Annotated in this window: 16 protein-coding genes and 2 pseudogenes; 2 read left to right on the forward strand and 16 right to left on the reverse strand. The window is 38.6% G+C overall.

Going from position 1 to position 22,772, the window contains the following annotated elements; all coding sequences use genetic code 11:
* Window positions 1-8: 8 nt before the first annotated feature.
* Window positions 9-2,174 (forward strand): annotated as a pseudogene (locus tag B091_RS0100055) (helicase-related protein); the annotation flags it as partial.
* Between the two features lie 41 nt (window positions 2,175-2,215).
* Here B091_RS0100055 and B091_RS0100060 read toward each other — a convergent pair.
* The 3 genes from B091_RS0100060 to B091_RS0100070 all read right to left on the reverse strand — a co-directional run bounded on the left by B091_RS0100060 (window position 2,216) and on the right by B091_RS0100070 (window position 3,277).
* Window positions 2,216-2,539 carry a helix-turn-helix domain-containing protein gene (locus B091_RS0100060; RefSeq protein WP_018107953.1) on the reverse strand — a complete coding sequence of 108 codons (324 nt, stop codon included), beginning with the start codon at window positions 2,537-2,539 and terminating at the stop codon, window positions 2,216-2,218.
* A gap of 116 nt (window positions 2,540-2,655) precedes the next feature.
* Window positions 2,656-3,015: an RteC domain-containing protein gene (locus B091_RS0100065; protein WP_018107954.1), complete on the reverse strand. Its 360-nt coding sequence runs from the start codon at window positions 3,013-3,015 to the stop codon at window positions 2,656-2,658.
* Window position 3,016: 1 nt separating this feature from the next.
* Complete coding sequence (locus B091_RS0100070; RefSeq protein WP_025069295.1) at window positions 3,017-3,277, reverse strand: hypothetical protein; 261 nt, start codon at window positions 3,275-3,277, stop codon at window positions 3,017-3,019.
* Window positions 3,278-3,587: 310 nt separating this feature from the next.
* Between B091_RS0100070 and B091_RS12975 the strand changes: the two are divergent.
* A pseudogene (locus B091_RS12975) lies at window positions 3,588-3,714 on the forward strand (plasmid mobilization protein); the annotation flags it as partial.
* A gap of 251 nt (window positions 3,715-3,965) precedes the next feature.
* Here the strand turns inward: B091_RS12975 and kduI are convergent.
* The 13 genes from kduI to B091_RS0100135 form a co-directional block, all read right to left on the reverse strand.
* On the reverse strand, window positions 3,966-4,817 hold the full coding sequence (kduI, locus tag B091_RS0100075; RefSeq protein ID WP_018107956.1) for a 5-dehydro-4-deoxy-D-glucuronate isomerase: 852 nt from the start codon (window positions 4,815-4,817) through the stop codon (window positions 3,966-3,968).
* Between the two features lie 85 nt (window positions 4,818-4,902).
* Entirely contained in the window at window positions 4,903-6,297 is a 1,395-nt protein-coding gene (locus B091_RS0100080) for a PTS galactitol transporter subunit IIC (RefSeq protein ID WP_018107957.1), read from the reverse strand.
* Window positions 6,298-6,312: 15 nt separating this feature from the next.
* On the reverse strand, window positions 6,313-6,987 hold the full coding sequence (locus B091_RS0100085) for a bifunctional 4-hydroxy-2-oxoglutarate aldolase/2-dehydro-3-deoxy-phosphogluconate aldolase (RefSeq protein WP_018107958.1): 675 nt from the start codon (window positions 6,985-6,987) through the stop codon (window positions 6,313-6,315).
* Between the two features lie 8 nt (window positions 6,988-6,995).
* A complete protein-coding gene (locus B091_RS0100090) occupies window positions 6,996-7,793 on the reverse strand; it encodes a gluconate 5-dehydrogenase (RefSeq protein WP_018107959.1) in 798 nt (265 codons plus the stop codon).
* Window positions 7,794-7,820: 27 nt separating this feature from the next.
* A complete protein-coding gene (locus tag B091_RS0100095; RefSeq protein WP_018107960.1) occupies window positions 7,821-8,858 on the reverse strand; it encodes a sugar kinase in 1,038 nt (345 codons plus the stop codon).
* A 9-nt stretch (window positions 8,859-8,867) separates the two neighbouring features.
* Entirely contained in the window at window positions 8,868-10,034 is a 1,167-nt protein-coding gene (locus B091_RS0100100) for a DUF4861 family protein (protein ID WP_018107961.1), read from the reverse strand.
* Window positions 10,031-11,263, reverse strand: a complete 1,233-nt coding sequence (locus tag B091_RS0100105; RefSeq protein WP_018107962.1) for a glycoside hydrolase family 88 protein — start codon at window positions 11,261-11,263, stop codon at window positions 10,031-10,033. The genes B091_RS0100100 and B091_RS0100105 overlap by 4 nt, the downstream gene beginning before the upstream one ends.
* Before the next feature lie 42 nt (window positions 11,264-11,305).
* Window positions 11,306-12,970, reverse strand: a complete 1,665-nt coding sequence (locus tag B091_RS0100110; RefSeq protein WP_018107963.1) for a glycoside hydrolase family 43 protein — start codon at window positions 12,968-12,970, stop codon at window positions 11,306-11,308.
* On the reverse strand, window positions 12,967-15,702 hold the full coding sequence (locus tag B091_RS0100115) for an endo-acting ulvan lysase-like protein (protein WP_025069298.1): 2,736 nt from the start codon (window positions 15,700-15,702) through the stop codon (window positions 12,967-12,969). The genes B091_RS0100110 and B091_RS0100115 overlap by 4 nt, the downstream gene beginning before the upstream one ends.
* A 10-nt stretch (window positions 15,703-15,712) precedes the next feature.
* Window positions 15,713-17,647, reverse strand: coding sequence for a glycoside hydrolase family 127 protein (locus tag B091_RS0100120; protein ID WP_025069299.1), 1,935 nt, complete (start codon window positions 17,645-17,647; stop codon window positions 15,713-15,715).
* A gap of 16 nt (window positions 17,648-17,663) precedes the next feature.
* Window positions 17,664-19,097 (reverse strand): glycoside hydrolase family protein, encoded by a 1,434-nt coding sequence (locus B091_RS0100125; RefSeq protein ID WP_025069300.1) that lies wholly within the window; start codon window positions 19,095-19,097, stop codon window positions 17,664-17,666.
* 11 nt (window positions 19,098-19,108) lie between these two features.
* Window positions 19,109-21,094: a glycoside hydrolase family 97 protein gene (locus tag B091_RS0100130; protein WP_018107967.1), complete on the reverse strand. Its 1,986-nt coding sequence runs from the start codon at window positions 21,092-21,094 to the stop codon at window positions 19,109-19,111.
* 56 nt (window positions 21,095-21,150) lie between these two features.
* Complete coding sequence (locus B091_RS0100135; RefSeq protein WP_025069301.1) at window positions 21,151-22,749, reverse strand: hypothetical protein; 1,599 nt, start codon at window positions 22,747-22,749, stop codon at window positions 21,151-21,153.
* Window positions 22,750-22,772: the final 23 nt, after the last annotated feature.

Raw genomic sequence — 22,772 nt, forward strand, 5'->3', positions numbered from 1 at the left:
AAGTTCTTCGGATGATCGGTATAGATCATTTGTTCGTCGATGAATCCCACAAATTTAAAAACCTGACTTTTACCACCCGTCACGACCGTGTAGCAGGCTTGGGAAATACCGATGGCAGCCAACGGGCACTCAATATGCTTTTTGCCCTGCGTACCATACAGGAACGCACAGGAAAGGATTTAGGGGCTACTTATTCGTCAGGAACAACGATCTCCAATTCATTGACCGAATTATATCTATTATTCAAATACTTGCGTCCCAAAGAATTGGAAAGGCAAGGTATCAATACCTTCGATGCTTGGGCAGCTATCTTTGCCAAGAAAACCAAAGATTATGAGTTTTCAGTCACGAACCAGATTGTGCAGAAAGAACGTTTCCGCTATTTTATCAAAGTGCCGGAACTGGCTTCTTTCTATTCCGAGATTACCGATTATCGTACTGCACAGGATATTGGTATAGACCGTCCCGAAAAGAACGAGATTCTGCACAATATACCACCGACACCCGACCAGCAGGAGTTTATCGGTAAATTGATGGAGTTTGCCAAAACAGGGAATGCCACTCTTTTGGGACGTGCACCACTTTCGGAACGGGAAGAAAAAGCGAAAATGCTGATAGCAACCGACTATGCCCGAAAGATGTCGCTCGATATGCGGATGATAGACCCTGATAAATACGGCGACCATATAGATAATAAAGCCAGTCATTGTGCTGCCTCAATAGCAGATTATTACCAAAAGTATAATGCCCAGAAAGGAACACAGTTCGTTTTTTCGGATTTGGGAACCTACAAACCGGGGCAATGGAGTCCCTATACCGAAATCAAACGCAAATTGGTGGAGGATTATGGCATTCCTGTATCCGAAGTACGATTTATTCAGGAGGCTACTAGCGAAAAGGCTCGTAAAGTGATGATTAAGGATATGAATGAGGGTAAAATCCGTGTCATGTTTGGTTCTACAGAGATGTTGGGAACAGGCGTGAACGCTCAGAAACGGGCGGTGGCTATTCATCATTTAGATTGTCCTTGGAGGCCAAGCGATCTGGAGCAGCGCGACGGAAGAGCAATACGCAAAGGCAATGAAATTGCAAAACTGTATGCTGACAATAAAGTAGATGTGAAAATCTATGCTGTGGAAAAATCACTCGATGCATATAAATTTGGCTTACTGCACAACAAGCAACTATTTATTAAACAGCTTAAAAACAATAATTTGAGTACTCGAACCATTGATGAGGGTAGTATGGATGAGAAAAGTGGCATGAACTTTTCTGAATACGTGGCTATCCTATCGGGGAACACCGAATTATTGGAGAAAGCAAGGATAGAAAAAAAGATAGCTACTTTGGATAGTGAAAAACAGGCTTTCGTGCGGGGCAAATCATCGAGCCGTTACAAATTAGAGAATATCATGCAGACAGTAGAATCCAATAAAGGATATATTGATAGAATCTCTAAGGATGTGGAAGCCTTCAATAGCCGGTTGCAGGTTGCTCCCGATGGCACACGGCTCAATCCTGTAAAATTAGATGGATTTCAAGCTACCGACCCGGTTGCTATCGGCAAGAAATTGAACGAGATAGCAGACAAAACACGTACACACGGAGCACATGAGAAAATTGGTTCGTTGTATGGTTTTGATTTATTGGTAAAATCAGAAACTACAAATAAAGATGGTTTTGACCTGATACAAAACCGATTTTTCATACGTGGTGAGGGGCAGATACTCTATAACTACAATTATGGAAGTTTGGCAGCTGACCCAAAAACTGCATCGCTGAACTTTCTAAATGCTCTTGATAGTATGCCCAAACTTTTGGAAAAGTATCAGACGGACACTGATAAGCGGATGCAGGATGTACCCGTTCTCAGGCAGGTAGTGGAAAGTGTATGGTCGAAAGAGAACGACCTGAAAGAATTAAAAACGGAACTCACTGCTTTGGAACGTAAGATAGAATTGTCATTAAAGCCTATCGAACAAAGCGAAGGGCAAGAAAATGTTTCCGAAAAGAATCTAGATCAATCTCTAAATAACACAAAATCAGCAGTTAGTCAGGATGCTCCTATGCCGAATACTTTGCAAGGTGTGAAAGAGGTTATGGGAGATAGGTTCGTCATAGGTTCGGTGAGTAGTCCTCCACCAAAGAACGAAAAAAGAGGCATGAGGCTCTAAATAAAGACGACCGTAGAAATAAATAATCCTACGGTCGTTTTTTATTCTTTTTCTTCAGTAACCTCAGATATGTTATCGTTATCTCTAAAATGATCACGAATAAATTTCTCCACGTTTTTCTCTGTGTAAAATATCTTGTGATGGATGGTTATATATGTTAGTTCGCCTGCCGAGCGATAACGCTGTAATGTCCGTTTACTTACATTCAGCATTTGGCACAAGTCTTGATTGTCCAAAAGCCGCTCGCCATTTAGTACGTTATGTCGTCCGCTCATTATATCCATAAACTTATCCAATCGGTCAAAACGTCCCATGAATTGCTCGAACCAATCTTGCATAAAATTTATCAGATCATCGTTTTCCATATTTACTTGTTTATATTTTATACAAGTTTACTCGGTTCTCAAATGGAAAAAGTGGTATCTACCACTGCAAATACCACTATTTAGTTTGTAATACATTGATTTTTAAACTTATTATTCTACTTGTAGAGTTGATCTACTTCATGGTTGTAGACAGCAAGCAATCTCTCCAACATAGAAGAAGAATTCTTTTTACGTTCCATTGTGCGAGTTTTACGACTATATATATTTTTGGGTATTTTGATATTGAAGATGAGTTTCAAGCCGTGGATAATTTCAGCAAAACTAATTAGTTTACCGGATGCCTTACGAATCAGTTTGATGTTATAAATAGCTATCGCTAACTCAATAAGGTCTGTAATTGACCCTCCCCATATATAATAGCCTGAAGAAGATGGCTCTGTTTTGTTATTTGTATGGGAAGATATCGGTTTAGGATTACGCTCTATCCATTGCAGAGCAGCATTGAGGAATGACAAACTATGGGTTATACAACTTAGAATTGGAGCATTTTTTTCCCGCCCCCTCATCGTTCAGTAACATGCGGAATTCTTCCAATTCCAGACGGGTATAGTGTATTGTAAAATAAGCAGGAATACTTTCTATCTCTGAGGTACAAAGAATTATAACTCTATGTACGAAATCTTCATACACAGATCCGAGATCATATTCACTAAGATTGAATGTTTCGTCCATTTTTTTCAACAGGCATAACAACTGTGTGTTTGCTAATTTTTTCATATCATTCATTTTTTAGATTACTATTAAATATGTATATGGTTAATGAATTTATTATAAAACTCTTACGATCAAAATCCGATAAGAGGTTATTTAGAGCATGTATGTCATTCATAAAATTCATATTCTGCAAAGTCTGTTGGATTACATGAAATCTCATTTAAGAATCTTACTTGTAGCTACCTAAGAGAAATATCTATTTATCAACCTTCTTCGTAAGCAGTAAATAAAGAAAAGACTCCTATTGACTTGCTAACTTTACCCGCACAACTAGTTAAGGGATAAAACGATCTTTATCCAATGGAACAAAGAAAAGTATACACTGAGATTGATAACATTCTTTGGTAAATTTAGAGGAGTAGCGAACAACTACAACCAAATTGTAAAAGCCTTACACACTAATTTCTCTAAAAAAAGCACTCGATTTTCTATATAAATTGGCATAAGGAATCATCGAATTGACATAATTACACAAGCAAATCATTGCTCTGATAGTTGAGTTTAATCTAAAATATTTGCAGAATCATGATGACTGAAATCAATAATGAAAGTGTGATGTTCGAAACTTTATTATATAGATAGCAGAAAAATGAGTTAATAATGGCTAAACCTTTTGACACTTACAACAAGCCCTCTCCATATCATCATAATATTGAGAGGGAGCCTAACAATTAACCTAAATATCCAAAAACTATCTCAAGTCTGTAGGGTTCAACTTGTCCATGTCGCCATAGTCAAGATTCTCACCAGCCATACCCCAAATGAAAGTATAGTTGCTAGTTGCTGAACCTGAGTGAATTGACCACTCTGGAGAAATAGCTACTTGCTCATTTGTCATCCAAATGTGACGAGTTTCTTTAGCTTCTCCCATATAGTGGCAAACGGCTTGTCCTTGAGGAACATTGAAGTACAAATAGGCTTCCATACGACGGTCGTGTATGTGCGCTGGCATTGTGTTCCAAACGCTACCTGGGTGAAGTTCTGTCAACCCCATTTGTACTTGACAAATTTGAGCAGTTTCTTTCACAATCAATTGGTTGATTGTTCTGCGGTTTGACTCTTCTGCTGTACCTGCTTCAATTACATTCGCTTCTTTCATAGTGATAAGCTTAGTAGGATATGAAGTGTGAGCTGTAGCAGAGTTGAAATAGAATTTAGCTGGTTTGCTAGCATCCTTGCTTTCGAAAGTTACTTCGTGTTCTCCAGAACCTACATAAAGAGCTTCTTTGTAGTTCACGTTGTATTTTTTCTTACCTACTGTAACTACACCTGGTCCACCAATGTTGATGATACCGATTTCGCGACGATGTAGGAAGTTAGGAGCTTTCAAAATATCAATAGTATTCAAAGGCAAAGCTTTCACTGTTGGCATTGCACCTCCCACAATAAAACGATCATACATCGTATATGTCATGTGAATCTTGTCTGCTTCGAATACTTTTTCTATCAAAAATTCTTTACGTATTTTTTCCGTATCGTATGTTTTGAAATCTGCTGGATGATGAGCATAACGTACATCATACTCAATGTGATTTTGGCCCATTAGGCTCAATGCTGATACAAATAACGCTAACGTTACTAAAATCTTTCTCATAATAATGTATATTTTATAATATTTATAATGGTTTTTATTGTTCTACAGATCCTTCTGCCTCAGTAGATTTTATTACATTTTTTTGACGATTGAAGACAACCAATCCTACAGTTAGTAGTCCTAGTATTACACTACCTACAAGCTTCAAGTTGGCTGTCATTTGGTAGATTATCCATGTGATAGGGCTAGCCGCAAAGTCAATAGCTCCTACTTGTTGTCCTGTTGTATATTTAGTACCAGTTGCTTGTACAACCGACTCGGTGAATATACCTGACAAACTTGTTACCATATAGTTACCAGCAATCATCAAGATCAGACCAATCAAAAATGTTTTGAAAACATTTCCTTTGGTATAAGGAAGAATCATTGGGAAGATGTAAAGCAATCCTGCCAAACTTGTCAAAGGCAAGAACTTGTTGCCTGGTGTTACTACAGATACAAACAGAAGTACAGGAATCAAAAGGATAGTAGCTACTAGAGTAGCCGGATGACCAATCACTAAAGCTGGTGTCATTCCTATATAAAGGCCTGCACTATTTTTGAATTTGCGTTTCACGAGCTCACGAGTAGCTTCAGAGATAGGCACAAGTCCTTCGATAAATAGCGATGTAATACGCGGAATAAGTTCCATTACAGCACCCATCACAATACCTAGTTGAAGAACTTTGGCAAATTCATACTGAGCCAATGCTCCCAGAAGACATCCTACGATAACCCCAAGGAAGATAGGTTCGCCCAATAGTCCGAATTTCTTCTTCATCTCATCTGCATCGATATTAATCTTGTTAATACCAGGGATAAGATCAAGCCCCTTGTTCAGTAACCATGCAAAAGGAGCGAATCCTGCTACAAAAGGTTGAGGAATAGAAATCCCTTCCATCTTGTCGTAGAACTTAGCAAATGGCTTGGCTGTAAAATCGGCTAGTACTAGTGAAATGATATAACAAATAACTGCAGCAAATAGTCCATAAGCGAAGCTTTCTGTTGCCACTGCTACGATAGAACCAATGAAGGCGTGGTGCCAAAAGTTCCAAATATCAATATTTACAGTACGTGTACCTTTTAGAATAAGTAGAAGTAAATTGATTCCCAAACAGATTGGAATAACCACAGCTCCTACTGCCGAGTTGTAAGCAACTTCAGCCGCTGCTGGCCAACCAATATCTAGGATATCAGTCTCTAGATTATAGATAGTGGCTAAAGCATCGACTGCAGGTCCTAGATTGTCGGTCAAAAGTTTTGTAATAACTCCTAAACCAACAAAACCAACTCCCACATACAACCCCGAACGCACAGCTTTAGTCAGTTTGATTCCCATACACATGCCAATGATTGTGAATATGATGGGCATCATAACGCTAGCACCTAGGTTGATGATGTAGGCGATGCCATCACCCAAAAAGTCTAATATTGAATTTATATATTCCATAAATTTTATATGCGTTTAATATCCTCTCACTTTTGCAATAGTGGCAAATGCCTCTTTGCTGATAGTTGTTATTTTAGCCCATTCTTTGGCTTCGATTACTTCTTTGGGGAATAGTTTAGAGCCCATCCCTACGCAGCTTACTCCTGCTTTGAACCATTCGGTTAAGTTTGCTTCTGTAGGTTCTACACCTCCTGTCACCATCACAGATGTCCAAGGCATAGGAGCTAAGACATTCTGAACAAAGCTTGGACCTCCAACATTTCCTGCTGGGAATAGTTTGACTACTTCTGCTCCTAATTCTTGTGCATAGCCTACTTCTGAAACCGAGCCACAGCCAGGAATGTAAGCTACTTGTCGGCGATTACACACTTTGAATATATCGGGGTTTAGTAATGGACCTACAATGAAGTTTGCTCCCATTTGCATAAAGATGGAAGCTGTAGGAGCATCTACAATAGAGCCTATTCCTAATGCTAGTTCTGGACATTCTTTATCAACCCATTTGCTCAATTCGCAAAATGTTTCGTAAGCAAAATCTCCTCTATTGGTAAATTCGAAAGCCCTTACACCTCCGTCATAACATGCCTTGATAACAGCCTTAGCTGTTTCTACATCTTTGTGGTAGAAGACAGGCACCATGGGTGCCGCCTTCATTAAATTATATACTTCTAGTCTCGAAAACTTAGCCATCTCGTCTATTATTTAGGTTGTTTACCGATATAAGCCAAGATCCCTCCATCTACGTAAAGGATATGACCATTAACAAAATCTGATGCTTTAGAGGCTAAGAACACAACTGGCCCTGATAGGTCTTCTGGGTTACCCCAACGTACAGCAGGTGTTTTAGAGATGATAAAGTTGTCGAATGGATGACGTGATCCATCAGCTTGAGGCTCTCTAAGTGGTGCTGTTTGTGGAGTAGCAATATATCCTGGTCCTATGCCGTTGACTTGGATGTTGTGCTCTCCAAATTCACAAGCCATGTTTTTAGTCAACATTTTCAATCCACCTTTTGCAGCTGCATAAGCTGTCACAGTTTCGCGACCAAGTTCACTCATCATAGAGCAGATGTTGATTATCTTACCAGCGCCTTTTTTAATCATACTTGGAGCTACTGCTTTGGATACGATGAATGGTCCTATAAGGTCGATATCAATGACTTCGCTGAACTCTTCTACTGACATTTCAAGCACAGGTATACGTTTGATGATACCAGCATTGTTGACCAAGATGTCTACACTTCCGTGCTTACTTTCCACATCTTTAATCATCGCTTGAACTTGGTCTTCTTTAGTCACATCACATACATAACCGTGAGCATCTATACCAGCAGCTCTATAATTAGCTTCTGCCTCTTTAACAGCTTCAGCACGACGTGCATTGAAAATCACTTTTGCCCCTGCTTGTCCTAGTGCAGTTGCCATACCCATTCCGATACCATAAGTACCACCCGTAACTAGGGCTATTTTATCTTTTAACGAAAAATTGTTTAACATAATTTCCTCTCTTTTTATTATTATTTTTTAGCGTGATACTCTTCCTGAGCTATCACCTAACATCAGTGTTTCCACCTCTTTTACATTTACAAGGTTGAAATCACCATATACTGTATGTTTGAGACATGAAGCTGCTGTGGCAAACTCCAATGCTTTTTGATCGTCGCTTGGATAAGTCAATAAACCGTAAATCAAGCCTCCCATAAAAGAGTCGCCTCCTCCAACTCTATCCACAATGTGTGTGATATCATAGCGTTTTGATTGATAAAGCTTGTCTGAATAAAGACATCCACCCCAAGTATTATGGTTGGCATTGATAGAACCGCGAAGTGTAATGATCACTTTCTTTGCTCTTGGGAATTTCTTCATTGCTTGTTGACAAACTGATTCAAATTCTGCTGCATCTACGTGACCTCCAGTTTGAGATACATCAAAACCTTCGGGTTTGATACCGAACACTTTTTCGAAGTCTTCTTCGTTTCCTAGAATAACATCACAACCTTCTACCAATGCTGGCATTACTTCTTGAGCTGTTTTGCCATATTTCCAAAGGTTCTTGCGGAAGTTTAAGTCGGTAGAAACAGTTACACCCATTTCGTTAGCTACTTTGATGGCTTCTAAACATGCATCTGCCGCTCCTTGAGAGATAGCTGGGGTAATACCTGTCCAATGAAACCATTGTGCTTCTTTGAATACTTCTCGCCAATCAACCATACCTGGCTTGATTTCAGCAATAGAAGAGTGTGCTCTATCGTAAACCACTTTAGAGGCACGAGAAACAGCTCCTGTTTCTAGGAAATAGATACCCACACGGTCGCCTCCACGAACAATGTGTTGTGTACCTACATTATATTTTCTAAGTTCAGAGATACACCAATTAGCAATGTCATTTTCGGGTAGACGAGTTACAAACTCTGTCGGAATGCCATAATTGGCTAACGATACTGCAATGTTTGCTTCTCCACCTCCGAATGTAGCATTCAAGCTATTGGATTGGATAAAACGATTGTAATTGGGTGTTGCAAGACGCAACATGATTTCTCCAAAACTGACTACTTTTTTCATGAATCTTACTTACTTATTGTTGGTATATGTTACTAATAACGGTTGCTTCAATGATTTTGAAAAATCAGAAACATAAGTCTCAAACTTCTCTATATTGTCGAATCCAAATTTATTCCAGCCAAAGCCAGTGTAATATACAGCTGGAGCACCAGGCATGTATGTGATATAAGCTAGCGTATTGGAATGATTTTCTGTCTTTTTATTGAATGGATTTACGTAAGTATAGCTGTTTACATCTACTTTCTCGATACCTTGAAGAATAACAAGTCCTAGGTAGATTTGTCCATTTTCTTCATTCGCTGGTTCTTGGTAAACCATGTAGTTCTTTCCTTTTTCGTAAATCAATCTGTCGCCATCGGCTCTCTTAGCAAAACCTGCAGCCACATTGAAATGATCTCTTTGATCATCTGTACTATATTCTTGACTAATCTTAGTCAATTGTGAACCAGCATCTAAGCTGATTAGTTTTGTTTCCACTAATTCTTTATCCTTAATTTTGATTGGTGGATATACCAATTTGAATGTTGAACGCAAAGGTCCATTCTCTAGCACTTCGTGAGAAGTGAAGTTGCTATTCATCAACAAAACATCATCAATTACAGGAGACATACTTCCTCCACCAAGTGTTCTACCCACAGGATAGGGGTCACAACCTTCGCCATGATCTTTGTGATAAGATGCTTCTTTCGAAATATCTTTTTTGTACCATTCGTCTAGTACAATTTTTGAGGTATGCTTGTACCATAAGTCAAGTCCATTGGTTGGAGCTTGTATTTTTTCAAGTGGTTCGCCATAGAAGCGGAAACCTACTTTATCATTTTCCCATGCCATGTCACCATATCTCTCTGGATGGTAGTTCGCATATACACGTGCTTCAAAGTCTTGTGCCGGAGCTGATACAAATTTGAAAGTCTTAGTTTCACCAGCTTTCAATTGAGGTTGAAAGATTATCTTTTTGTCGAAAGTGATTTGTGATGTAAGAATATTTTCTGATGCATCAGTAATATTCAGGACTTCACCCTCTTTGATAACCAATAACTTTTCAGCTTTAGAAAGTGGGATTTCTAATAATTCGTCTACTCTGTCAAAATCAGACTTGTTGCTCACGCTAAATTCTACACCACTGTCAGCACAGCTAGAGAAAAATATAGTTATTAGGAAGATATATTTCATCATTTGTTATTTCTTTGTATTGATATACCACTCATTACTTTTTTATATCTAGTTAATGCCTCTATATAGTAATAGTCTGCATAGTTTATAGAAGCATCAATCTCTGACCCATTGGGATAGTGTCCTGTAGAGTGGAGTAACAAGGATGGTTTAGATTGTCTACTCTGATATTTATCAGACGATAACTCAATCAGCATATTTTCAGCTGCATTCTTATATACTTCGCCCTTCACTTTATCATTCTCTAATTGAGAAAGCTCTAGAAGTCCAGAAGCAACAATAGCGGCGGACGATGCATCTCTTGGAGCATTCGGAATATCTGGGGCATCAAAATCCCAGTACGGAACAAACTCACCCCTAGGAAGTCTCGCCAAATATAAATCCGCTACTTTTTCTGCAAATCTCAAGAATCTCTCATCTTTCGTTTCTCGGTAGACAAAGGTGTAACCATAGATTGCCCAAGCCTGCCCTCTGGCCCATAAGCTACTATCACTATATCCTTGATGCGTCTGTCCCTTAATGAATTCGCCAGTAAGTGGATCATATATAGCAACATGATAATTTCCTCCATCTTCTCTAAACTGGTACTTCATGGTCGTTTCCGCATGCTTAGTAGCTATATCATACAATTCCTTATTGCCTCCATTTTTGGCTGCCCAATACAACATCTCAAGATTAATCATATTGTCCATGATAGTATTAAATGGAGCAAAGCGCCCATTATCAACCTCACGTGGCCAAGATAGGATAGTTCCCACTTTGGGATTGAAGAGTGTGGCTAGCGTATCAGCTGCATTCAATACTATTTGCTTATAGTCTTCTCTACCTGTCAAGCGATACCCATTGCCATAACTATAAAAGAGTTGAAATCCTAAATCGTGGTCATAAGCAGGTAAAGTAGTCAAGGGCTTCAATAGTTCAGTATAATGCGTGGCTGCCGCCAAGTCGTCTGTACTCTGAGTATTCTCATAATTATACCATAGTGTACCAGGCCAGAATCCAGCTGTCCATTCAGATATTTCAATGTTTACCAGATTCCAATGAACAAGACTATCCATTATATTTCGTGGCATTTTATCCTGTCCTTTTATTTCAGACAAAGTTCGGTGAACCTGATTCTCACTATACTTCAGCTCATTGTTTATATCCAACTTTGCCACTTCTTCTTTGCTACAAGAAGACAACAAGAGCATAGCCAATGGTAAAACCATTAGTAATTTTTCAAATTTCATAATATGATGTTTTTAGATTATTTTTCTTCTTAAATCGTCTATTTATTCTATCCTAAACCAATCGATATCCATCCACGAATGCTGACTTCCTTTCTCTTTGTTCATAATAAATATTCCTGTTTTGGCACCAATCCATTTCCCTTCCTTAGCTTGAAAGGATTTGCCAATACTTGTATATTTATGCCCATCGGTACTGTATGAAAAAGTACACAGTCCACCCGTTTTTACTTTTATTCTAAAATAAAAATCGACATACTCCAGCTTGGTTTGGTAATTAAATTTTGTTTCTATCTGTAGATTCTGTGGTACAATTCGTGCCACCTCTCGTTCTGCATTCTTTTGCTCTGCGTCTATACACTCTATTTGTTCTATCTCATATCCATTTCTATTTTTAATTAGAGCAAGGTAAGCGTAATCGCGTCCCATCATTATAAGCCCTGCTTTGTCGCCTTCGTTCTGCAATACGAGAGTGGCTCTCATTGTTGTAGTCATTTCTTCAGCTGGCAACTTTTGCATCAATAAATTGGGTACATCCCAAAAGTTAGAGTAATCTTCTGCATAATATTGTCCATACATTCTGTAATACCCTTTGTTAGAAGCATATCCCCAATTTTGTTGAGGGTTTGCATGCCATGACCACTGCAAACCTAATTTAGCAGAATCAAATTCATCACTATCTAAAGGTGTTTCAGATGGGAATGTATTGCCTACATCAGGCTTTTTATGGTTAGAAACAGGCTCCCCACAATAGTCCTTATCATTGATTCCCATAACAGGCCAGCCATCTTTCCATGTAACGGGTTGCAGATGTGTAACACGTCCATACACTCCTTTATCCTGAAAATGCAAGAACCACCATTGACCAGTCTGTGTTTGAACTAAACCACCTTGGTGAGGTCCATTAATTTTAGTATTTCCTTGTGCCAGAACTGTTTTCACTTCATAAGGACCAAAGACATTTTTAGACCGAAGTGCGATTTGCCACCCCATAGCTACTCCTCCAGCAGGTGCTAGCAAATAATAGTAACCATCTTTCTTATAAAATTTTCCTCCCTCAGTCGTATGGTTACCATCCTCCAGTCCATCGTATATTAGCGACTCTTCACCTACTGCTTTTGTGCCGTCGGCATTCAGTTCACAGAGTGTCATCACGCTATTCAGTTGAGCTCTGCTCCCAGCCCAGGCATGCACTAGGTAAACTTTTCCGTCATCATCAAATAACGGGCTAGGATCGATGCGACCTTTACCAGCAAGTACTAGTATAGGTTTATCCCATACTCCTAAGATATCTTTCGCTTTTACAACATAGATTCCAAAGTCAGGATCGCCCCAGTAAATCAGATATTCACCATTATGATAGCGGATAGACGGTGCCCATACTCCTTTGCCGTGTTGAACTTTGTCAAAGAATTTGTCAGGTACACCCTCCAACTTTAGGTCTTGTAAGGCATAATTCACAATCCTCCAATTTACCAAATCTTTGGAATGTAAAATAGGCAAACCTGGTACACAGTTAAAAGACGATGCCGTCATGTAATAATCATCTCCTACACGAATAACATCAGGGTCGGAATAATCGGTATGTAATATTGGGTTCTTGTATTTACCATTACTCAAATCAGCCTCCCATACTTTTGACACATAAGGTGACTGTCCCAATATATTGAGACTAGTCAAGAGGCATAATATTATTGTGATTTTTCTCATAACTTAATTTTTTGAAAAGGAGTTACCCCCATGTCAAATACTTTTCCTTTGGGGTTGGTAAGCTTTACGGCTTTATCACTAGTAAAGTAGTATTCTCCATTTTTGTATTCTAACGCAACATTTGCTTTTTCTGATGCATGGATAACAAATCCCTTTCCCTCAATATGTATTCCATTGCCCATGAAGAGTACATAATCCTTACCATTTTCGCTAACAAGAGCATAACTCGCGTTGGCTGTCATATTCTTATACGATACGCTTTTATCCACCACCGACGAAAAAATATAATCTACCCTGCCTGATTTACTTTGAACTTTTAGCCCTACAAAATTGGGTGATGCATCTGACACTTCAAAGGCTTCTATGCTTGTTATGGCTCTGCCACTCTTTTCAGAGCTTGGTTCAAAAATAGATACGAATGGATGATTCCATGCTTCACCATGTTGACGTGCTGCAAGTGTTAAATATGGAGATTTATTGACTTCATAAGGGAAGGCATCATTATTTCTGAATGCTTTGCAGGCAGGAGATTTTATAGAGAATACTTCCCGTCCAGCATAGCCCTTCATCCACAGATTCATATAAATATTATTCCCATCAGGATAAGTCATTTTCCAGATGGCTTGATAATCTTCGCTAGTCTTCTTTGACTGCTTGTCCCACATGTAATCCAGTGCAAACAAGTGTCCTCCAGCAAATGCCATTTCGTCATTTGGTTGTAGTTCTAAGGTAGCTCCAGTTGCATCTTGTAAAAAGAGGTCTTGCCCTAAATTATGATAGAAATAATCGTGATACCTATCACCTTGTCGCTGTTTCTTCGAACGGAAAATATCTACATAGTAACCCGTTTCTTCTCCAGTACTCACTATACTCAACAAACGATTTTGATCACTTCTACTTTCTGGCTCTAAGAAATAAGCTTCTGAGAAAGTAATATCTGGATAGAAACCTTCTTTGCTCCCTGTCTGAGGATAATGGCTAAGTAAGTCGAAGGGATGGGTGCTTAACATTTCTGGATATTTAGAGATACCATCCACCATCACTGTATTGTGAGCTGGAAACTGCGAATAATATTCCAGATATGGCTTCTCGAAATATGAAGATCCTATACCTGATTCAGCTCCAAGTATATGCCCCTTACCATACAATTCTATCGCTAGACCATTGCTATGCGCATGATTACCGTAGGACGCATACTGTGAAATCATCAGACCATTCATCTTACTATTGTATTTATTTCGCTGAACAAACCAACTTACATTAGGGGCATAAAATGTCTGAGTGACGTAGTCAGTTATTTTCCCAGCATCCGCTTTTGTATCTAGATGCAAGGGCTGAGTAGTAAAGAATGAAGAAACTTGCGCTGGCAATTTCTGTTGTTTTATATCTACACCTTTAGTGTTTGTATTCAACAACTTGTACATAGCCGTATAGTATCTTTCATTATCTACATCTTTGTGCTTCTGTGTCAAGCGAATCATATCACTTATGGGCTCTGTATTCAGTCCATTGTAATATGAATCTCCAAATGCTGTTGTTTGACCATTAGGAAACAAATATTGAGGAAGAGCCTCTACGACCTTATACATAACCGGAACGTGTGGCAACAGATTCTGATTAAACGTATTATCATACTCCTTGATAAACATAGTCAACTCATGGGCAACACTTTGTGAGTACCCAGGGCACTCATTCCAGATACCACTTTCTTGGTCATAGCCATAATCCATAAAACGAGGCAGAGACCATTGGCGTGCTGAGGTCTTATTCAGAATGTAGTCGATATAATATTCACGACCTTTTCTGTCCTCATAGTGTTTATTGTCTTCTAGCACCATAGCCACTTTCAATATAAACTTTGACTTATGAAGATTCCAGTTATTATGTGGGACTCCATTCTTGATACTTATATCTATCCATTTCTTCAAAGCAGCATCATATACATTTCTTTTAGCTTCGTGATTTGCATCTATATAATCAAAAATAAAATCATACGTATATGCCAATTCATTCAAAATTCGTTCTTGTATTACTTCAAACGTAGACATTCCAACTAAGGTTTGTGCATGTCCGTTACCTATATCCAACGGTTCTTTCATATGATAAATACCGTTCAAATAGGTATCCAGAATATCAAATGAGAACTTAGCATACTTGGTGTCTTTTGTTATCCAATATACAAATGCAGCATCCTTAGCTAAACGTAATATTTCTTCGTTAACACTCTCAATATTAGAACCTGAGATGTTTGCTTGTTCTGTCCACTCTAATGGATTATTTTCTTTGCTCGAATTATGAAAATAAACTCCCTTAGTATCATCCATATAAGGGATAATATCTTCTATCTTGGGTCTTTTGTATGCGGAAGCTACCCCTCGTGTACTACCAAATCGGACAGTAGGTACTGGTGCTTTTCCATCCGCATGTGAGTAAACTCCTCCATTGATATATACTTGTGTGGCTTTACTAGTCCAATACATCATCAATCGAGAGTACATCCAATCTGGTTCTTGTTGCGTCTTTTCTATATAGGGATTGATTCTATCAAGAATGCCACCGAATACATCTTTAGCCCATTGTTCTGATTTTATCTGGTTCTGCACAACCAATCTATTATCATCGTTTGTCATCAGACGCGGATGCCCCTGAGGTAGGTTTGTGGGCAAAGGAATATTTTGACCATAAACGAAACTACTCATTAATAGAATTATACAGATGTATATTTTCTTCATATCCATTGTTTTATTTAACTAAATCCCAATACACAACATAACGTTGATGATGAATATTGTGTATAGGTAGTAGCTTAATATTATCATTGATAGTTTTGAATACAAGTTGATTTGCATCCACTCTTTCAATAGATTTTACCAAATTCTTTCTATCCAATTGTAGTGCCGTTTGTAGATTTGTGGGCACTTTATAGTCGTAGGTATAATAATCATTGCGAATTGTAGGATTCGAAAATGGAGCTGGCGATTCCATACCTTCCGTACCCATTGCCCCTGCTAAAACTAAAGGACCATACATGATAGCAGCCTTGTCTGCATTATCATTTGCCTCAGCAAGGTGGAAGTGCATAGGATAACGTACCTCAACCACATCTCCATCATTCCATATTCTATCAAGTGTTACATAACTAGAAGGATTTTGCTTTATTTTTATCCGTTTCCCATTCACTTTTACTTCTACATCATTTGCCCAATAAGGGTAACGTAGGTATAGAGGCATCTTTGTCGCTTTCTGCACTGTTAAAGTCAACTTTACATCCTCACTATTAGGAAACTGAGTCTCTTGTCGTATTTTTACACCTTTGTCATTCCAATTCAATTCTGATGGTATGAATAAATTAACAAATATTCCCTTTCCATCATTGTAGTAGATAGCTTCACCATATTTAGCATGATTCTCGAAACCAGTACCTACACAACACCAAAAAGAATCGTTTGGAGTACTATACACTTTGTGTGCTCCAGGAAGTAATGGAAGGAAATAAGCAACCATACCCGATTGTGGATCTTGCTGACCTAATATATGATTGTATAGTGCACGCTCATAATAATCAGCATAGTGAGGATTAGTGTCCCAACAAAACAAGTGCCTAGTAAGTTTTAGCATATTGTAGCTATTGCATGTCTCCTGCGTATAGCCAGTCAGATTTTTAGATATACTATCTGTATGGATGAATTTCTCTTTATGGCTGTTTCCTCCTGTGCAGAATGTTTGGTGATCGTGAACCGTATTCCAAAAAAATGTAGCCAACTCTTTAGAACGCCCATGTGAATGCAACTCATAGTTTCTAGCTTCACCAAGTAGCTTAGGTATAAAGGTATTAGCATGCTTGAAATACATATCTGTATTTCCCTCGGCTAAGGGATCTAAAACTGCCGCATGATAAAAGAATTCAGCCAACTCCTTGTGCTTTGCATCACCCGTTATAGAGTAAAGATTATAGAAGGCTTCATTAACTCCTCCAAACTCATTGCGTAGCATCAATGTACGTTGTTCTTGGCTCAATGGCATCAATTTCTGATATGCCCATTCAGCAGCTTTAGTTACAATATTCAAGGCTTGCTCGTTGTCACAGTATAGGTATTGATCTAGTAAGCCTGCATATATTTTATGCAATGTGTACCATGGTGCCCACACACTCTGCCCTTTGATATTTCTGTTTATCAAATTTTCGGGATATGCACTGATGTATCCTTTTTGACCGTTCTGAATCAGAGTCTCTTGCACGTCTGCCAGACCTCTCACAATACTGTCTGCTTTTACTTTATAACGATTGTCACTCGTAGATGCATAAAGATAAGCAAGTCCAGACATAATATGTCCTGTCGTATGTCCTCGCAGATCACTATCCAATGATTCCCAACCTCCTAGTTTCTTTACAGATTCGTATCCTCCTTCAAGATCCGCAAAAGTTCCAGCTGTGTTACGGAAACTTTGCAACAGACTGTTTACCCTAATAGATAGAATCCACTTGGATTCGCGTTCCATATTTTCCTTGAATGGTGAGTCTAAGAGCCTAACGTCCTTAAGGTCGAAGCTGTATGCTTTGACTGGCGCAGACAAAAGCTGCTTTATCTTTCCTGCATGTTGCCCTGGGGATATTGATTGCCCTAGTAGCGATGTTGCAATTAATGATATAGATATTAGTATAATTATTTTTTTCATCTGTACTTACTTTACATTATTTACTGAAACTTACACCTTCAACATGTTCTCCTATAAAAATACGAGCGAGATCACCTGTCTTGTAAAATCCTGGTTTCCCTGGCATATCATCCGAAATCACTTGTCCATTGATGTTTAAGTTTTCAAAATGGATATTTTTGATTTTTCGGTCTTCGTTGTATCCTATTATCATAGATACTTCGGCATTGTCGCCCGTGTAACTGATATTCTTGAACAGAACATTTTCTATTCCTATTCCTGGAGCTGCACAATATTTCTTATTATAGAATATCCGAAGGTTTAGCAGTTGTCCTTTTCTGAAGTTTTCGATACGGATATCTTCAAACGTAACGTCTCTTACCGTATTGTTGTCTCCAACATTAATTGCCAAACAGCCTTGATAATCGATCTGGGATTCGCGATGGTCTAAAATGTCAATGTTTTTATAATTCAAGTTTTCTAACACTTCTGGCTTATCCGCATTGCCGTGTATCCCAATAAATATTGGATGCGCAATATCTGCCCATAGAGTCGAATTTTGCATTGTTATGTTCTTGCATGCTCCCTCATAGCCCAATCGAGTTCCATAAACTGTTGTACAATCATCAGAGTTGCGACAAAATACGCCATCATGCAATACATTGTTACTTGCAAAGACATTCATACCATCTCCCCAACTATAGTAGCTAATACTTTTTACATTTCGGATAGTCACACTATCCGAACCTCCAGTAGAACACTGAGTTGCAAATATACCTTCTACTAATACGTTTTTAGAATTAGATATCTTGATACCATGTTTCACGGTATGGCATATCATACCACGTCCTAGGATCTTCACATTTTGGGCATTCTCTACAAGTAATCTACCTTTCAGTACAGCACCTCCAGCAAGGTATACTGTTTTATTCGATGGAATTTTAAACTCCTCTTCATCTATTTCATGTACACCGGTACCAAAATAAATGAGATTGGGATCATTCTGATTTATAACATACTCATCTATTGGATTAGCAAAAAGATGAAGATTGTGAAATATGTCACCATTTACCTCTATTGACAGATTTCTGGGACGATCTAGAATGAAGCTTATTGTATTGCCCTCTATCTGATGCTCTATATCGTAAGAGAGTGGACGTACTCGAGCTGTTGTAATAGGTTCTTTATTGTATACAATACGAACTTCTACTTTTCCTTGAAAATCGAAGGAAGCCATAGACGCTTCTTCCACATTGCGAATCAATCCCTTAGCAGCTTGTACTTTGACTAGATAAGATGGTACTTGTTGCCAATCTTTATCTGCCTGGCGTACACTTACTGTGAAATCACCATTAAGCATTGCTCCCTTAGGAGCTGGATATGTTACTAGCTTATTGTTAGCGCTGATAGGTAGCATGACCATTGTCAGTACAATCGTCACTATCAATCTAGTTAATATTGTCTTCTTCATACTTACCTATTTTACAAGATTTGATTTTTATTGTACTGCTTATATTTCTTTACATCCTCCTTGCTAGCTGGTAAAAAATGAATAGCATTTCCTCCACTAGGTTGTAGTTTGAATTTCAAAACAGATTTATCTGTTACTAGCAAGCGAGTAACTTTTACTTTAGTCTTTGTATCCACCTTGTCATCATCTGTATAGATATGAGCTATATACTTTCTGTTAGCATCTAGAAATGTAAGAGGAGTTACAATGTTTTTGGATTCATTGTTTCCTAAAGTACCTAAAAACCATTCTTCTTGGCTTCGACGAGCAATAGTCACAAACTCACCGATTTCCCCATCTATAATTTTAGTATCATCCCAAACTGTTTTTACATTGTCGAAGAACTCTATTTCAGGTTCATGTTGATATGCAGTTGGTTGGTCATACCAATATAGGAACTGTAGCGGACTATAGTAAACAGCTGCCATAGCAAGCTGATGCGCATGCGTGGTCTTGATACGTTTATCATAGTAGCAAATTGTATAATCTGCTGCACCTGCAATGAAGCGAGTAAATGGCAAGATGGTATTGTGAGTGGCATCTGGGAACTCTTCATTTCCTGCAATACCTTCTTGTGTTAGTAGATTAGGATAAGTACGACTGAAGCCCGTAGGGCGATACTCGTCATGAATGTCTACTAATATTTCATACTCTGCACATTTGCGCACAGCATCGTGTAACCATGTAGTCCATCGTTGATTCCCGATTTGTACAAAGCCAAATTTGATCCCTTTTATTCCCCATTTTTTATACAAAGGAAGAATCTCATCTAACTGTTGTAGTAAGGCTCGTTGATTAACATACACCCAGACTCCTATTCCTTTAGAAGCCGCATAATCAACCAGTGCTGGGATATCAAGATCTCTTTTTTCGGACACCCTAGTAGCATCTGAACTCATAAGCACTTCTGAGCCATACCAGCCTGCATCTAGATGCACATATTGTAGTTTCCTCTCTGCGGCAAAATCAACATACTTAAGTGCCGTAGCTTGGTTTAGTTGGGTAATTCTGATAACCTTACCTGGTTTAATCCACTCTGTATCTGCTATCTTATTTGCAGGATTGAGGTTAAGTATAATATCGTTATTCGCTATCAAATCTGTAGCTTTATTTGCAGCCATAATTACTCTCCATGGAGTAGAGTATGGCGTGATAACATCTGCACAGTCATAGAGTGATGATTGCAATGTGTTTTTGCCAACCAAGTTGTACTTCATACGTGTATAGTCCACCATCTCGGCTTCAGCCAAAACAACGTTTAGCCCATTTTCAAGTTTCAGTGTAAGAGGGCGCTCACTCTCGCCTTTCCAGTCTTCAAGAGGCAACAACTCGTAATGTGTTTGCGCCCAACGGGTATAATATGCTTGAGTTTTCTCAGCAAAAGAAAACTGAGTTTGTTCACCCACAATGTGTAAAAACAAGCCATTTGTAGCTTCGGGAAAGTGATAGCGAAATGCTATACCTTCATCGTAGGCACGCACAATTACGTTCATGTGGTAATAAGAGCGTTTGTCATAGCCATCCCCTTGTATCGGAGACCGGTTTGCTGTACCTTTTTGGAGTCTAAGGACTAACTCATTATAGTTTTCTTTTACCTGACTACGCTCTCCATAAACTGGTTTCCAAGATGTATCTACAACAGACCTATCTGAATCAACGAAAGTAAGATTTTCGCCCCATACTTTAGTCGTATCATTAGGTATAGCAAGAGCTGACTCGAAGAGTTGATTTTCAATCAACACACCTAGTTTGGACTCCTGTATTACTGTTTTGCCTTCAAACTGAAGTGAGTAATACATTTGTCTTGTACCATTACTAGCTTCTTTTTGATAAAATTCAAATGCATATTTCCCATCTGGCGAACTCAGCTGATGATAAGTGTTCTTTAATATATTTTGAGCATAAATACTGCTACAAACTAGGCTGAGCAATAAAAATAATCTTAATTTTCTTTTCATGGTTTTCTACTTATAATATTAATGAATAGAGCTCAATGAACTCATACTTCATCCTATCAGTCATTGTTTATATAAAAGGTTCTCTCTACAGCTTTTGCTGTTTGTACTTTTTCTCCCGCAGTTGATCCATATTGCCATGCAACAACTGTTACTGCTAAAGGGTACTTCGCCTTGGGAGGAATATTACCTATTATCAATTCGTTACCTACAAGTTCTACTGGTCCTACTTTTACGTAGTAGGATACTGGTAACTTACTATCTGCTGTGGCGTCAAGTTTCACTGTTTTTTGACGACTATTGATATCTTGTAACTCGGGAAAATTGATTTGTTGTATCCTTCCTTCAGTATTAGGATAAGGAACTTTTATGTTTAGTTGTTGCACCGAGCTTTTATACTTTTCATCACCTAAGTGATGTGCCAACAGCCAAATGTCGCCTGTGCGTTTAGGATTATCCAACCCCATCCGATAGAATTGAACTGTAAAGGTTGAATCGTTTACTTTCTTGACTGGACCATTAATTCTATCTATTTGTATTTTCTCCTTTGGCGAATGATCTGTTGTCATATGCTGACGCAACGAATCAGTAAAAGTGGCTGAAATATGAAAGTTTAATCCATCGGTTAAAGGCTCAAAATTTAAATGGTATTGACTGTGACTGTCTTTATAGAATGGTAACAGTTTTCCGTTCCTCTTCAATCCAATATACTGATACTTTTTACCACTAGACCTTGCATAGTATTTCTCGGTTTCCATAGCTGTCTCCTCGTCAAAGTACCAAAAAGCATCGTGTGGGTCGCCTCCATAGTTGATGTATTGGGATGCAGATGCTCGTTGCTTTCCATCAGAGTACCAGCGGTCTGCCAACCAACCTTCTGTTATATCTATGGATTTCATTCCATGTTCACTGCCAGAGAGTCTATATTGCACCGCCTTCTTCAGAAAAAGACACATATAGTCCACAACGGCATCCGAAACATCGAAATGTCCGTGACCAGCATCGCACAGAAAAGATATAGTACTTTGAGGATACATCATCCTGAAAGCTAGTGCAGGATTTACCCTCGCTTCCCACCACTCATACTCTCCTTCAATCATTAGTCCAGGGATACCATCTATATTTCGGGTGCGACCCCATTCTAGATTATCACCTCCATATCCTGTAAGGTTCGTACGTGGGGCATCACCATGATAAGAAATAACAGCCAAAGTTCGTTCAGGATTCCAAGCTGCAAAATTCCAAGGAAAAGTCGCCATCGCTGAATGTCCTAAAGGTACCACAGGTACAGTATTCAACTCCGAATAGCCACTAAGTTCTGCTAGATCTGACATCATTGTATCAAAATACTTTTGGCTTCCTTTTTTCACATCCCATTGTTGATCGATTCCTGGTGTAAGCCAAACAATTGCAATACCCAATTCCGTCATCGTCTGTCTGAAAACAGGATGTTCAAATATAGTTTCCTCACACATATTATGTTGTCCAAACATGACTGCTTTGATATTGTTGCAGTTTGGGGGAATCCACAAATAGGCCTCAGGACTAGCATTGGTCTCAGGTGAAATATAATCCTTAAGCTTCACAGACCATTGCCATTCGGCAGCATACATACTGCTGAATAGAAATAAGCCCAGTAATAAGTTTATAATTCTCATATTTCTATCTTTACCTCTGATTT

This window comes from Bacteroides propionicifaciens DSM 19291 = JCM 14649, from assembly GCF_000375405.1.
GTDB classification, from domain to species: domain Bacteria; phylum Bacteroidota; class Bacteroidia; order Bacteroidales; family Bacteroidaceae; genus Bacteroides_E; species Bacteroides_E propionicifaciens.

What these genes read in the sequence shown, in the direction of transcription:
- B091_RS0100120 (WP_025069299.1), bottom strand. Translation starts at nt 17,647, where the DNA reads ATGAAAAAAATAATTATACTAATATCTATATCATTAATTGCAACATCG.
- B091_RS0100135 (WP_025069301.1), bottom strand. Translation starts at nt 22,749, where the DNA reads ATGAGAATTATAAACTTATTACTGGGCTTATTTCTATTCAGCAGTATG.
- kduI (WP_018107956.1), bottom strand. Translation starts at nt 4,817, where the DNA reads ATGGGCCAAAATCACATTGAGTATGATGTACGTTATGCTCATCATCCA.
- B091_RS0100090 (WP_018107959.1), bottom strand. Translation starts at nt 7,793, where the DNA reads ATGTTAAACAATTTTTCGTTAAAAGATAAAATAGCCCTAGTTACGGGT.
- B091_RS0100110 (WP_018107963.1), bottom strand. Translation starts at nt 12,970, where the DNA reads ATGAGAAAAATCACAATAATATTATGCCTCTTGACTAGTCTCAATATA.
- B091_RS0100085 (WP_018107958.1), bottom strand. Translation starts at nt 6,987, where the DNA reads ATGGCTAAGTTTTCGAGACTAGAAGTATATAATTTAATGAAGGCGGCA.
- B091_RS0100070 (WP_025069295.1), bottom strand. Translation starts at nt 3,277, where the DNA reads ATGAAAAAATTAGCAAACACACAGTTGTTATGCCTGTTGAAAAAAATG.
- B091_RS0100105 (WP_018107962.1), bottom strand. Translation starts at nt 11,263, where the DNA reads ATGAAATTTGAAAAATTACTAATGGTTTTACCATTGGCTATGCTCTTG.
- B091_RS0100100 (WP_018107961.1), bottom strand. Translation starts at nt 10,034, where the DNA reads ATGATGAAATATATCTTCCTAATAACTATATTTTTCTCTAGCTGTGCT.
- B091_RS0100130 (WP_018107967.1), bottom strand. Translation starts at nt 21,094, where the DNA reads ATGAAAAGAAAATTAAGATTATTTTTATTGCTCAGCCTAGTTTGTAGC.
- B091_RS0100095 (WP_018107960.1), bottom strand. Translation starts at nt 8,858, where the DNA reads ATGAAAAAAGTAGTCAGTTTTGGAGAAATCATGTTGCGTCTTGCAACA.
- B091_RS0100080 (WP_018107957.1), bottom strand. Translation starts at nt 6,297, where the DNA reads ATGGAATATATAAATTCAATATTAGACTTTTTGGGTGATGGCATCGCC.
- B091_RS0100060 (WP_018107953.1), bottom strand. Translation starts at nt 2,539, where the DNA reads ATGGAAAACGATGATCTGATAAATTTTATGCAAGATTGGTTCGAGCAA.
- B091_RS0100125 (WP_025069300.1), bottom strand. Translation starts at nt 19,097, where the DNA reads ATGAAGAAGACAATATTAACTAGATTGATAGTGACGATTGTACTGACA.
- B091_RS0100115 (WP_025069298.1), bottom strand. Translation starts at nt 15,702, where the DNA reads ATGAAGAAAATATACATCTGTATAATTCTATTAATGAGTAGTTTCGTT.